The organism is Treponema sp. J25 (assembly GCF_004343725.1).
In the GTDB taxonomy this organism is placed as follows: domain Bacteria; phylum Spirochaetota; class Spirochaetia; order Treponematales; family Breznakiellaceae; genus J25.
This window is the reverse complement of sequence record NZ_PTQW01000044.1, coordinates 1-12,161: the sequence shown is the minus strand read 5'-3', so window position 1 is coordinate 12,161 and position 12,161 is coordinate 1. Positions and strand designations below refer to the sequence as shown.

Sequence of the window (12,161 nt, the reverse complement as noted above, 5' to 3'; positions counted from 1 at the left end):
TTTGTTGACAAATAGCGGGGCTTATTTTAGGATGGAATAGTAAAGTAACTATTTATCAAGCAGAAATACTATTAAAGGAAAAACAAAATGATTTCTGATTGTAAGCATCTCTTTATTGGTCTTTCGAGGAGAAGCACCGGAGAGGCATCATATATGATAAAACAATTGTCTAGTCTTTCCTCGTTAGAGAATGTATTATTAGTAGTCAATCGTACGCTTGAAAATGTTGTCGCAAGTTACAAAGGAAAGAAATCTTTCCATGATATGACCGGAATGCCATTCCAAGATATTCTTGCTGAATTAAGAGATTTCTTTAAAAATTTTAAAACCGTAACTCTTATAGATATAAATGCCTTTTTCCTTGAATATAATATACGAGAACATCAAAGGAATGACTTCCTTTATTTTCTTGAAGAAATACATAATAGTGGTATAATTGTTTCTATTGTTGATTATTTTGGAACTTGTACTCTTTCAGAAGAAGAATATACTAAAAGATTGTACGCTGCACGGGAGAGAATAAAAAGTAAAATTCAAGGTATTCTTGTAACAACAAGAATTGGGTATTATCTAAGAAAGTTTATTCCTGAACGAATGGAGATACAACTAATACCTCCTTTAAAAGGTCCCCTAATTATTCGTCCCATTCCACTTAATCGAGAAGAAGTATGGAACAACCGAGTTATTGGTTATAAAAATCTTCTCGGTATTGTTCCCCGAAAACGAGAAAAAAAGAACAGAAAAACTGTTTTTGTGGGACTTAGCCGCTTTTTTGAATATACCGTGGAACATTTAATTATTAGGAATCTTTGCAAAGGAATATTTTTCAAATTAAAAGAAGTACTAGATATTGAACGTATTGTTTGTATAGATCCATTTTCTTGTATCGAAGGGATTGATCTCCCTAAAGGAATGAGACTTGAAACCTATAAGTGGCTTGAGGCCGGGAACTTAGAGCAGATTTTGGAAGAAGCTCTTTTTGCTGGACTTTTTATTCCTTATGGTACAGTAGGAACTCTTGCGTTAAACTGTGGCGTCCCTTTTGTTTCTTTTTATGCAAGTACATCGAGTGTTTTAAGCGACAATTTCAGATCTTTGATGAATGGCCAGCTATTCCCAGGATTCTATGGGCTTGGTATTTGGGAGGATGAAATATATTTCCCCGATCTTGCTTATTCGAATCCCTATTTTAACTCAGTTTCTTTTTGTGATATATGCGATTCCCATGCTTTTATAAATTTGGCAAATGATTTCAAAAATGGAATTGCCGAAGAACGGGTTCAGCATTATCAGAATTGGGTTACCACATTAAATACTCCTTTATTTTCTTCTTGTTTTGACTATATTTCTCATCTCTCTTATAAAGCAAAAATAGGAGGTAATTGCTAATGAAAGAAAAGTCACAACCTCGAATCATAGCATTTTACCTTCCTCAATTTCATCATATTCCTGAAAATGATGGGTGGTGGGGCAAAGGATTTACGGAGTGGACAAATGTAAAACGGGCCTCCCCTTTTTTTGAGGGGCATGAAATGCCCTATTTGCCTCACCCAGATATAGGTTTCTATGATCTGGGAGAAGAAATAACTCTTGTAAAACAAGCGGAGATGGCGAAATCTTTTGGTGTTTCCGGCTTTTGTTTTTATCATTATTGGTTCAAAGGGAAATTGTTACTTGAAAAACCACTACTGCAATTTCTTAAAAATCCCAAAATAGATATTAAGTTCTGTTTATGTTGGGCTAATGAAAGTTGGACCCGTAATTGGAATGGAGGTAATAAAGAAATCTTGCAAATGCAAGATTATGGTGGTTTGGAAGACTGGATAGATCATTTTGACTGGCTTACCCCTTTTTTACAAGACAAAAGAGCTATCCATTTTAACGGTAGTCCCCTCATTCTTGTATATCGGGTTGGTCAAATTAACCATTTTAACGATATGATTGCTGTGTGGCGTAATCGTGCTCGAGAAGTTGGAATTGGTAATATTTGTATTGGAGGGATTCTCAATTTTCATAAAGATAGTTACGAGATAAAGAATCTTGATCTTGACATGGTAGTAGAATTCGAACCGTTCTATTCTTTAAGAAATTCTAGGATGTCTACCGCGATAAGACAGGAAGGAAATAATACTATTATTTCTTATCCTGAGATTATAACATCTTGTCGGGAAATACAATTCCATTCTTTTCAGGTTCCAGGGGCATGTCCACGCTGGGACAATACCCCAAGGCATCTAACGGGAGGAGCCACTATATTCACCGGTTGTAGCCCATCCTTATTCAAGAACCAACTTCTTGAAAAATTTAGAAAGCTTGATTGTCAAAATCCTTTTGTTTTTGTTAATGCGTGGAACGAATGGGGTGAAGGATGTGCCCTTGAACCTGAGGCTGGTCAAGGCTATGCTTACCTTGAAGCACTAAAAGAGGCTTTACAAGAATGGAAAAATTTTGAGGGAGGATCATGTGATAAATAGGAGGGTGTTTCCTTTATTTTATTTTTTTATGTGTATTCCTTTGCTTTTGTTGGCAGAATCAGAAACCGAAGATCTCGATACAATCGTTGACACTCTGATACAAAATCTTGGAATAGAGGCTCCTCAAACCACATCATATAACGGATCCGTGTATATTAAAGATATACATATTAGAATCAATGGAACGACAAAAGAGAGTTGGGTTCGATCTCGTCTATTTATATCGAAGGGGCAGCGTTTTACAGAAGAACAATGGAAACAAATTTCCACCCAACAGGCTGATTATTTTCTGGAAACAGGCCTTTTTTATAATGCAAACGTATATCTCATTCCTTCTGAAGAAGATGGTCAATTTTTCTGTGTTATTGATCTTACTGATGGCTTCATGTATGCCTTCAACTTTTGGCCCTGGGATGTTTCGGTAGCCTTTAGACATCTTCTGAATGGGAATGAATTACTCGAAGTAACCCTTGGGACTACTACTCAGTATGTAAGATGGTCCCACCCCGTAGTTGGAGGTACCCCTTTTTCTTATAAAATCGGTGGAGGACATCTTATTCGAGAGTACCACTGGCGAGAGGAAAGTTATGTTGCAGAAGGAAGTCTGTATGCTTCTCTTGGACCTTGGCTGGATACAGGTTTTGAAACAGAGGTTCGTTATTATATACTTTCAGGATCCATACCGTTCCCTATTGAGACGCAGGGTTCTATTGCCAAATTAGGTTTTTTTGCAGATATATGGCCCGTATACCGGTTTATGCGTCCCTTGGGATTTAATGTTCAAGTCGCAGGAGGAACCGTTTATGGAGGTGGTACTCAGCCTGCTGCCTATGCTCGGTCTCAGGTACGTCTGTATGTAAAACCCTTCAGTAATCTCGTTGGTCACTGGACTATACAAGGGGCAGCTGTTGATCCTTATACTTCTCCCTTGGTTTGGCCAGATCCCAGCACTTTTCGCAGCCCTGTTGAACTAGATCGCCGACCAATCTATTTAAGAACATATTTTCAAACTACCCTCCTATCCTTATTACCGATTTCTTTGGGATTTTCAACTATGACATTAAATCCTTACATTTTTATTGAGTCGGCAGGTACTTTTGAGAGATTGAATGATATTTCAATTCAGGATATGCGGGTGTCAAGTGGTACAGCCCTGGCTTTTGGATTTTCTTATCCGGTTGGACTTTATTTTTCATTTGGGATAAAACGAGCAGTTTATCCAGATGAAGGTATAAGTTTTTTGTTTAGCGTGGATACTGCGTTATATTAGTAAGTGATTTTAACGCACTATAGAGCAGAGTACACAACTAATAATGAAGGAGCTTTATGATGATAAAGAAAACAATTTTTCCCCTGCTGTGGTTATGCGGCATTATAGCCGTTGTGGTTTCTCAAAATAGTACTACGACTGAACAGCAAGCAATGGAAGCCTTGATAGAAAATTTAAAGCTTAAAACCGCTCAGCAACCATCTAATGCGGAGCTCTGGTTTTCTCTTGGAATTGCCTATCATGATTTGTGTAACAAATATATGATCAAATGCGCTAATGATGCTGTCCAGGCATTGGAAAGGGCCAGCAAATTACGAAACGATGCAGTTACTCTTGCCTATCTTGGTTCGGCATGGACGCTTGTTGGACGAGACGAGGATAACCCGTTACTAAAAATAGATGGTGTTCTTAAAGGCCTTACTTATTTAGATTCGGCGGTTAAACTTTCTCCGTCAGATGTTATTGTTAGACGTATTCGATATGAAAATAATTTTGCCCTTCCTGACATTTTTGATAGAAAAAAAATAGTTGAAGAAGACCTAAATTTTCTCGTAAAACTTTATGCAAAAGACCCTACGGTTTTCGAAGGTAAGTATGATGCGGCTCATGTATTTTATTACAAGGCCCGGATGGAGTTTATTAAAAAAGATTGGAAGTCTGCCCAAAGATATGCTTCGATTGCTAAAGCTATTGTGAAGGATAAGGACTTAGCTATAGAAATAGAAAATTTTCTTAAAGGAGGAAAGTAATTATGGTATTAAGATCATTATTAAAGGGTATAAGTACAATCTTTTGGGGGGTATTATTGGTAATAACAATAAATGGATGTAGTAAGCCTGAGAGTGAGCAGTATAAAGAAATAAAAAAAGCATACCAAAAAGATCCCCAAAATCAGGAGCTCCTTGAATCTTTATTAATGCTTGAACTGCTTGAACGGGATAACGCTGCACAGGTTATACGTCTTTACGAGCAAAACAAGGATCTCTTGTCTGGTCGGGTAATGGCAGGGGTGTATTATGCTACTGCGTTATGCAAAATGGCGGGTGAATCTAAAACTCCAAGCCTTCAATTAAAATATGTGCGAGCGGGGATGCATGAATTTGAGCTGCTTACAGAAAAGTGGCCTAATGAAGGAAGGGTATATTTATGGCAGGCTATTACATATAGTAATTTTCCAGTAATTTTAGGGGCTGATAAAATAGTTCAGAGTATAATTGAAATGATAAATCAAAAAATTGCTTCCCAAGAATGGATATTTGCTGTAGAAGAGTTAAAACAACTTGTTTATGCTTATGTAAATCTTGCCAGAGAATACAAAAGCCTTTCATATCTTGATTCTGCTCGGATGCAAGCTGAAAAAACAGGACTAAATCATGATACCCAAATTCAAACGGTTATTACAAAAGCTGCTGAGGAGATAAAATGAAAAGCGAAATACTTCGGTATGAAAATGTCTATAAACAATACAAATTAGGGGAAACGGTTATTGAGGCTCTCTCTGGAGTAACCCTTTCTGTTAGGGCAGGTGAATTTACTGCCATTGTTGGTCCTTCTGGAAGTGGAAAATCGACCCTGCTCCATCTGGGGGCAGGGCTTGATAGGCCAACGAATGGGAGCGTTTCCCTTGCAGGAAAGGACCTCCACAAGATGAAAGACGAGGAGCTTGCACGTATCCGTAACCACCAAATAGGCTTTATCTTTCAAACCTTTAATTTGATTCCCGTTCTCACGGTACAGGAAAATGTAGAGTACCCCAGCCTGTTGTATCCTGAATCCCGCCAGAATCGGAAACGGGCAAAAGAGCTTTTGGAACTGGTAGGCCTTTCGGATCAGGCTGAAAAACGGCCCAATATGTTATCAGGGGGACAGCGTCAGCGGGTTGCTATTGCGCGGGCCCTCATCAATAATCCGACCATCGTATTTGCCGATGAACCAACTGCTAATCTTGATCATGCCACGGGAGAATCGATCATGGATCTCTTACGAAAGCTTAATGTTGAACTGGGAACTACTTTTTTATTTTCGACCCATGATCCTCGTATTATGGAAAAGGCCCATCGTATTATCAGAATAGAAGATGGGAAAATTACCAAAGAGACAACCGTTTCTAATAAGGATATGCCATTATGACGTGGTTAGACCTGCGGCTTGCATCTCGGAATGTGTTTCGTCAGGGCCTACGAAGTATGATGCCTATTTTGGTGGTAACTCTTTCCTGTTATGTCATCATTCTTGTAGGGGGCTTGTATCAATATCTGTTTGACTCGCTAGAACAAAGTGTAATACGTTCAGAGGGGCATTTTAAAATTGAGGCTCCTGGCTTTACTGAGAATCAAATAAGCGGTTTTGTAACGGAAAATCTTATTGCAAAGTTAAAATCCCTTAAAGAGGTCCGGGTACTTGCGATACGTTCTCCCATTTCAGGAATCATTGGTTTTGGTGAACAAAGTTCTGTTTTCTCTGGACAAGTAATTGATCCTTATGCAGAACAGGTAATGCAGAAATGGCCCAATAATATTGGAATCAAAGAAAGAGAAGATGATCAAAAAGCTTCAATTGGTTCCTTATTAGCCTTGGGGCTTGGTGTTAAAGTAGGAGATTGGATAAGCGGCATTTCAGGATACGAAAGTTTTGCTGTAGAGATTGGCGAGATCCTTACTACTGATTCAGAAGAAAGTGATCGTTTCTTTCTTAGATTACCATATCGGGCTCTTGGTGGCATTAATTATAGGACTGTACGTTCTGTACATGTGCAGATAAACGACCCTGCAAAACTTGCAGATATTATCCAAGAGGTTCAGTTCATTTTTAACGAGGTGGGAATTAAAAATATTAAAATAACCGAGTATACCTCTCCAGAGGGATATATCTCTTCGGTACAGAGAATCTATGGGGATAATCTTCGTTTTATTATGATTGTCCTGTTTGTGACCGTTTTCTTTTCTATTGCCACCACGTTTACCCTTTCTCTTACAGAACGAATTCAAGAGCTAGGAACTATGCGTGCCTTTGGAGCAAAAAGTAGCCATCTCGAAGTTCTTTTCCACCTCGAGGCTCTATATCTTTCGTTGTATGGGTTTGTATTGGGAACCATAGGGTCCCTTTTAACAGGTGTCGTAATTAACTGGACTGGTGGTATTAAGCTGCCACCGCCTCCCACCGTTCATACCGCAATTAAAGTAGGATTTTCTTTTAATTCCATCTATCTTCTTTCTGCTTTTGTATTAGTTCTGATGGTGGGACAACTTTCGGCCTTTGTTGTTACCCGAAAAATTGGACAACTTACGATAATTGAGCAGTTGAGAATCAATACTTAGACGTTACAAGAAACCTATAGGAGATAAAAATATAGGAGGTGAAAATATGGGTAAAAAATACAAAATCTTTTTTTCGGCGGGGTGTAGTGTTTTTATGCTTGTTTTTTTGATACTACCTGGCTTTTCCCAAGAATCATGGCTAAATAGTCTTAAGGAAGCTGATCGATATCGACTCTTTTCAGAAAAGGGTTTTAGTTTTGAATACCGTCTTACTGATAAAGGTGAGACTTCCACAATGATGGTATATCTTAAAAACACGGACCGTTCGGTGGTTTTGTGTGTGTACACCGCCCCTCCGGAACTGGTAGGCCGAAAAATTTTTATGGATGGTAATAGCTTCTGGCTGCTAGATAAAAGAATGCAAGATCCCATTCGGATCTCTGCCCGCCAAATGCTCTTTGGTCAAGCCTCGGCAGGAGATATTACCCGCATTTTGTTTAGTGATTCATACAAAGTGCTCGAGGGAAAAAAGGATGGACCAGTGATTATTCTTGAATTAGCAGCTCAACCTGGAAAAGAAATAAGTTACCCCCGGGTAAGACTTGAATTAAATGATGCCGATTCTCGACCGGTAAAAGCCGAATTATACGCGGCAACAGGAACACTTATGAGAACCATCTATTACGAGAAATATAAAACCATCAATAACAAAATTTTATTAACCCAATTTAGAGTGGTTAACGAACTAAATAAAGAAGAAAGCATTATTGAACTTGACAAATTTGAAGAAAAAACCCTGGAGAATCGTTATTTCTCCCGGGAGGGGATGAAGGCTCTAAAATGAACTGTCTGTATAATTATTACAATAGGCTCACTTCATTAATAGTAATTTTGCTTATCAGCGGGGGAGGAAGCGCTCTTTTTGCTCAGAATGAAAGGGTAAAGATTGATTTTGAACACATATTTGGTCATGAAGCCCTATTCCAGGTGCTTCGGGATGAGGCTTTTTTAAACCCTGCCAATCAGCTTAATGAAAAGTATGCCAGTGGTCATTTTTTCCAAGTTATCTACGGCGATATCACTCTTTCAGAAAACCTTTTCTTTCAAATAGGTACCCGGGTAAAATGGTTTGGGTGGCATAACGGGATGGATACCGATACTATCGGGGTAAATCTATATGGGATTACCGAAAATGATAGTTTTGATATAGAAAACTGGCAATTAACTTATATATGGCCGGAAGCATTTTTTTCAATGGGAATTGGGAGTTTACCATGGACTCCTGGGCCAGCAAAACAGCTTAAAGCTGCTAATTATTTTGAATGGCTTTTCGGGGAAGAAAAAAATAAAACCCTCCTGTGGAGTGCTTTTACCTTCGAGCAATCTTCAATAAAATTCGTATATGCTCCGCGAGGTCCCTGGGTTCCCGAATCTTTCCTAGAGAACTCCCCCTCAATTTTACCGGGTTCATCAATTTTTTACAGCCAGGGGCAATTTTTTGCCGGTTCCCTTGATATAGGACTATTTGTGAGTTGGGATAATGATTGGACTACTGGTGGCTGGGCAAGTTATATGATAGGAACGGATCTTCTTGCCTACGGTGAGGCAAGTTATACTACTAAAAATTGGATGCCCCTGCTTGATTCTTCAAATTTTACGGTAACGATGACCCGAAAAAATGGTATCCGCACAATGGGAGGAATATTATATAGCTTACCACTTATCGATCTCTCTTTTTATTTTGAGGTAATGTATATTGGCGATGCTTATGATAAAAAAGAATGGGAAAACCTTACCCAAACTTTGTCTACGGCGAATAGTATATTGGGCCCTGCTGCGGCAGGTGTTCGAGGTTCTGTGCTCCAGCATATGCGATGGTCATATATGAGTCCTTGGAATTATGCACTCCATCTAAGACCCAATTCCTCTTTGTTTAATATTCTTAAGTGGTCGTACAGTATACGGTATGGAATTTTAGGAGACTTTTATTCCCGCGTAGACCTAAGTTTTAAGATTTTTGAAGGGGTGGAATTTCTCTTTTTATGGGACGTCCCTTTTGCATGGGGAGAAGATATAGGAGGGCGAGGAACAGAATATTTTCTCTATGAACAGCGCCTTAAACTAAGTATCCAAGTTACCTTGTAGTACTCCTAGGAAGGTAGCGCCCTGAATTTAGCCGAGCATAAGGAGTTTATTATGATTTTTTCTTTGGCTTTTCGAAATGTGTTTAGAAACAAGCGAAGAAGCCTTTTAACCATGGTAGGAATCGTAGCTGGTACGGCGAGCATACTTATAATGGGTGGTTACTACGAATATAACTATTGGGGATTACGGGAATCTTTTATACGAAGTCAGTATGCCCATATACAAGTTGCAAAAAAAGGATACTGGGCTCAAAAAGAACAAGATCCATATGCATTTGTGATCCCCCATTTTGAAGAGCTCATTGCTTTGCTGGAAAGCCAGAATGAGGTAGAGGCGGTCTCTCCCCATTTTAATTTTTTTGGAGTTCTACATACCCGAGAGGGGATTTCTGAGCTTGTGATGATAAGGGGGGTTGATCCAGATCGGGAGAATAAATTGAATACTTTTTTTACTCGCAAGGTTGGAAAAGATCTTCATGTGAACGATATAGAGTTTGCTGAACTTGGGATACAACTTGCTCAAAGAACCAATCTTTCGGTGAACGATGAATTTTCGTTAAGTACGGTTGCTGCCGATGGATCTTACAATGCGTTACCCCTGAAGGTAAAAGGGATGATAGGAAGCTATTCGGCTGATTTTGATGCAAAAATCTTAAGGGTTCCCTTAAAAACTGCCCAAATTCTTGCAGGTATAGAGGGGGTACAGGAGATTGCGATTCTTTTAAAAGATACAGAAAAAACTGTCTTCTTTCGAGATAAAATTATAAAGCTCCTAGCGGAAAAAGGGTGGGATCTTGAAGTTACCTCTTGGGATCAACATGCTGGATATTATGCCCAGGTTGTTCAGTTTTACGGCGGTTATTTCCGATTAATCCTCATGGTTGTTATGGTGGTTATGTTTTTTTCTACCCTTAATACGATGATCATGAGTGTTTTTGAGCGAATTGCAGAAATTGGTACCCTTCGAAGTTTTGGAGCTTCCCGATCATTAATTCTTTTTCAATTCATGGCCGAAGGATCGGTACTTGGTATAGGGGGGACAATAATAGGAATTGTTTTTGCTTTTATTGGGGCCGCTATTATTTATGTGTCCGGCGGAATTCCTATGTCTCCCCCTCCTGGGCTTACCACAAATGTTTTTGTACAGATTATGATTACCCCCTCTCTTATTGCCATGGCCTGTTTTATTGGGATTGGTATACCCCTTCTTGCCTCTTGTATCCCTTCGATCCATGTCATAAGGACTGAGATAATCGATCAAATTCGGCATGGTAACTAGATCTTTTTATTCGTTGTCATTACTGCACCTTCTTCTTTATGTTTCATATGTATATGCACCCACATCCAGGAACTGGGCATGATAGGATGTTTCCAGGATGTATCGAGCAAGGTCAAAAATACTTGTCTTACAGCGGAGAGCAATGGTGGAATCGGAACTGGCAATGGCGGTCCCCGTAAAGGTCTGCAGGGGGATATCGGCGCAGTCTTCGAGCATCACCTGAACGAAAGCTTCGTGGTGCTTCAGGTTTTGTTCAATCTCGTGGCGGTACTCTCCGCTGTGGGAAACCGGCGCGTCCAGGTAAACCCAGAGGGGACCCACCGGCAGGTGGAGAAGGGTTTCACAGAAAAGAGTACGGGCCCAGTCCCAGTCTTCGGTCCTTTCGATTCTGCCGTGGGCACCCCCGGCATCCCGTAACAGGCCGTCCGTACTGATAAAGAGGGGATGGCCCCGTCGGTAGTTAATCAGGGTAAAAAGCACATTAAAGCCATCGATGGCAAGGCTTGCGTTTTTCGGAAGGGTGGAAACAAGTTTCATATGGATCTTTTCATTCTTTTCATCATCCAGGACACCTCGAAAAAGTATCATCCGTTCGGTGTGGGAAAGTCGGTACCGGTCCCCCACGAGTTTCAGGGTGGAAGGAATGGGGTAGCCCCGGTTAAGGAGGAGACGATAATCCCTGAGAGCCAGAGCAAAATCTTCCGAAAGCTTCATTGTCTATTCATCCTTACATAGGATATACTATATTAAACTACTGTTCGATATTGAAGAAAAATTTGTAGAGAGGGCTACTCTATGAGTGTCTGTACCGTCGAAGCGAACCTTAAAAAATGCACCTGCACCTATCCCTGCGAAAAACGGGGAAAATGCTGTGCCTGTATCGCCTACCATCGAGCCCACGGCGAATTACCGGCCTGCTATTTTAACGCCGAATATGAAAAGACCTACGATCGTTCTATCGCGAACTATCTCAGAATGAAGGGGCGTGCTTAAGGGAGTATTTTCAACTACCACCGCTATGGAACAACGGATTATATCGATGGGTTGAGGAGGCTCTAGATGGCTGCCGAGCAAGAGAGAAAGACAGAGTATGGCCTTTATACCCTTGTTAGCTTTGTACCCCCGGAGTATACAGAAAAACTTTTGGAGGCCCTTTTTGATGCCGGGGCGGGTAAACTGGGAGCCTACGATCACTGCGCCTTTGTGTCCGCCGGGGTAGGGCGATTCCGTCCCCTTCCGGGCTCTGACCCTTTCATTGGGCAAGAAGGAAAGGATGAACTTGTCCGGGAAGATCGGGTAGAACTCGTTGTGGCAGGGGAAAACCTGGAAGCAGTTCTTACTGCCTTGCGCCGGGCCCATCCCTATGAGGAGCCCGCGGTGTATGTATATAAGATAGATCCCCTGGCGATCCGACAGCGTCAGAACCAGTGAAAAGAGGGTCCTGGTTCGTTTGAAAAAGCACCCTTGCTTGACGCTCTGGAAACCGGTACTACAATTAATGTATGGTATTTACTCTGTATACGGTGCCCCTGTTTGTGGCGGGGGGGCTTTGTATTCTTGTAGCCCGATACGTGCAGAAGCATCCGGAGGCCCCCGCTGCCCGTCCTTTTATATTTCTTATGTGGCTCGGCGTGGGGTGCGCGCTCTGCCATAATAGTTGTCACCTAGAACAAGATGGAACAGGAGGTGACCTATGGCTCGGTATAGCGCCCAGATACGGAATACAATTCTTAAAAA

General features: G+C 40.6%; 14 protein-coding genes. 13 read left to right on the top strand and 1 reads right to left on the bottom strand.

Annotation, left to right across the window (positions count from 1 at the left end; all coding sequences use genetic code 11):
- Nucleotides 1-87 precede the first annotated feature (87 nt).
- The 10 genes from C5O22_RS12235 (at nt 88) to C5O22_RS12190 (ending at nt 10,424) form a co-directional block, all read left to right on the top strand.
- Nucleotides 88-1,389, top strand: coding sequence for a hypothetical protein (locus C5O22_RS12235; RefSeq protein ID WP_132782229.1), 1,302 nt, complete (start codon nt 88-90; stop codon nt 1,387-1,389).
- Complete coding sequence (locus C5O22_RS12230) at nt 1,389-2,474, top strand: glycosyltransferase WbsX family protein (protein ID WP_132782227.1); 1,086 nt, start codon at nt 1,389-1,391, stop codon at nt 2,472-2,474. Before C5O22_RS12235 ends, C5O22_RS12230 begins: the two co-directional genes overlap by 1 nt.
- Before the next feature lie 4 nt (nt 2,475-2,478).
- Entirely contained in the window at nt 2,479-3,744 is a 1,266-nt protein-coding gene (locus tag C5O22_RS12225; RefSeq protein WP_132782225.1) for a BamA/TamA family outer membrane protein, read from the top strand.
- 56 nt (nt 3,745-3,800) lie between these two features.
- On the top strand, nt 3,801-4,493 hold the full coding sequence (locus C5O22_RS12220) for a tetratricopeptide repeat protein (RefSeq protein ID WP_132782223.1): 693 nt from the start codon (nt 3,801-3,803) through the stop codon (nt 4,491-4,493).
- A 2-nt stretch (nt 4,494-4,495) separates the two neighbouring features.
- On the top strand, nt 4,496-5,170 hold the full coding sequence (locus C5O22_RS12215) for a hypothetical protein (protein ID WP_132782221.1): 675 nt from the start codon (nt 4,496-4,498) through the stop codon (nt 5,168-5,170).
- The gene (locus C5O22_RS12210) at nt 5,167-5,874 is read left to right on the top strand and encodes an ABC transporter ATP-binding protein (RefSeq protein ID WP_132782219.1); all 708 of its coding nucleotides are present in this window, start codon (nt 5,167-5,169) and stop codon (nt 5,872-5,874) included. The genes C5O22_RS12215 and C5O22_RS12210 overlap by 4 nt, the downstream gene beginning before the upstream one ends.
- Nucleotides 5,871-7,061 carry an ABC transporter permease gene (locus C5O22_RS12205; protein WP_132782216.1) on the top strand — a complete coding sequence of 397 codons (1,191 nt, stop codon included), beginning with the start codon at nt 5,871-5,873 and terminating at the stop codon, nt 7,059-7,061. Before C5O22_RS12210 ends, C5O22_RS12205 begins: the two co-directional genes overlap by 4 nt.
- Before the next feature lie 46 nt (nt 7,062-7,107).
- Nucleotides 7,108-7,845 carry an outer membrane lipoprotein-sorting protein gene (locus C5O22_RS12200; RefSeq protein WP_132782214.1) on the top strand — a complete coding sequence of 246 codons (738 nt, stop codon included), beginning with the start codon at nt 7,108-7,110 and terminating at the stop codon, nt 7,843-7,845.
- A gap of 143 nt (nt 7,846-7,988) precedes the next feature.
- Complete coding sequence (locus C5O22_RS12195) at nt 7,989-9,146, top strand: hypothetical protein (RefSeq protein WP_132782212.1); 1,158 nt, start codon at nt 7,989-7,991, stop codon at nt 9,144-9,146.
- A 51-nt stretch (nt 9,147-9,197) separates the two neighbouring features.
- Nucleotides 9,198-10,424, top strand: a complete 1,227-nt coding sequence (locus C5O22_RS12190) for an ABC transporter permease (protein ID WP_132782209.1) — start codon at nt 9,198-9,200, stop codon at nt 10,422-10,424.
- A 36-nt stretch (nt 10,425-10,460) separates the two neighbouring features.
- Here the strand turns inward: C5O22_RS12190 and C5O22_RS12185 are convergent, their stop codons facing one another.
- A complete protein-coding gene (locus C5O22_RS12185) occupies nt 10,461-11,138 on the bottom strand; it encodes a DUF434 domain-containing protein (RefSeq protein WP_132782207.1) in 678 nt (225 codons plus the stop codon).
- An 81-nt stretch (nt 11,139-11,219) separates the two neighbouring features.
- Here C5O22_RS12185 and C5O22_RS12180 point away from each other — a divergent pair, with 81 nt between their 5' ends.
- The 3 genes from C5O22_RS12180 to C5O22_RS13615 all read left to right on the top strand — a co-directional run.
- Nucleotides 11,220-11,417, top strand: coding sequence for a DUF6485 family protein (locus C5O22_RS12180; RefSeq protein ID WP_132782204.1), 198 nt, complete (start codon nt 11,220-11,222; stop codon nt 11,415-11,417).
- Between the two features lie 66 nt (nt 11,418-11,483).
- Nucleotides 11,484-11,855 carry a YqfO family protein gene (locus C5O22_RS12175; RefSeq protein WP_132782202.1) on the top strand — a complete coding sequence of 124 codons (372 nt, stop codon included), beginning with the start codon at nt 11,484-11,486 and terminating at the stop codon, nt 11,853-11,855.
- A 71-nt stretch (nt 11,856-11,926) separates the two neighbouring features.
- Nucleotides 11,927-12,161: hypothetical protein (locus tag C5O22_RS13615; protein WP_207895383.1), on the top strand; the 235-nt coding region annotated here is incomplete at its 3' end.

Bases quoted from the DNA above. Each gene is read 5' to 3' on its own strand.
- C5O22_RS12205 (WP_132782216.1), top strand. From the start codon at position 5,871: ATGACGTGGTTAGACCTGCGGCTTGCATCTCGGAATGTGTTTCGTCAG.
- C5O22_RS12235 (WP_132782229.1), top strand. From the start codon at position 88: ATGATTTCTGATTGTAAGCATCTCTTTATTGGTCTTTCGAGGAGAAGC.
- C5O22_RS12215 (WP_132782221.1), top strand. From the start codon at position 4,496: ATGGTATTAAGATCATTATTAAAGGGTATAAGTACAATCTTTTGGGGG.
- C5O22_RS12200 (WP_132782214.1), top strand. From the start codon at position 7,108: ATGGGTAAAAAATACAAAATCTTTTTTTCGGCGGGGTGTAGTGTTTTT.
- C5O22_RS12230 (WP_132782227.1), top strand. From the start codon at position 1,389: ATGAAAGAAAAGTCACAACCTCGAATCATAGCATTTTACCTTCCTCAA.
- C5O22_RS12175 (WP_132782202.1), top strand. From the start codon at position 11,484: ATGGCTGCCGAGCAAGAGAGAAAGACAGAGTATGGCCTTTATACCCTT.
- C5O22_RS12180 (WP_132782204.1), top strand. From the start codon at position 11,220: ATGAGTGTCTGTACCGTCGAAGCGAACCTTAAAAAATGCACCTGCACC.
- C5O22_RS12220 (WP_132782223.1), top strand. From the start codon at position 3,801: ATGATGATAAAGAAAACAATTTTTCCCCTGCTGTGGTTATGCGGCATT.
- C5O22_RS12210 (WP_132782219.1), top strand. From the start codon at position 5,167: ATGAAAAGCGAAATACTTCGGTATGAAAATGTCTATAAACAATACAAA.
- C5O22_RS12190 (WP_132782209.1), top strand. From the start codon at position 9,198: ATGATTTTTTCTTTGGCTTTTCGAAATGTGTTTAGAAACAAGCGAAGA.
- C5O22_RS12185 (WP_132782207.1), bottom strand. From the start codon at position 11,138: ATGAAGCTTTCGGAAGATTTTGCTCTGGCTCTCAGGGATTATCGTCTC.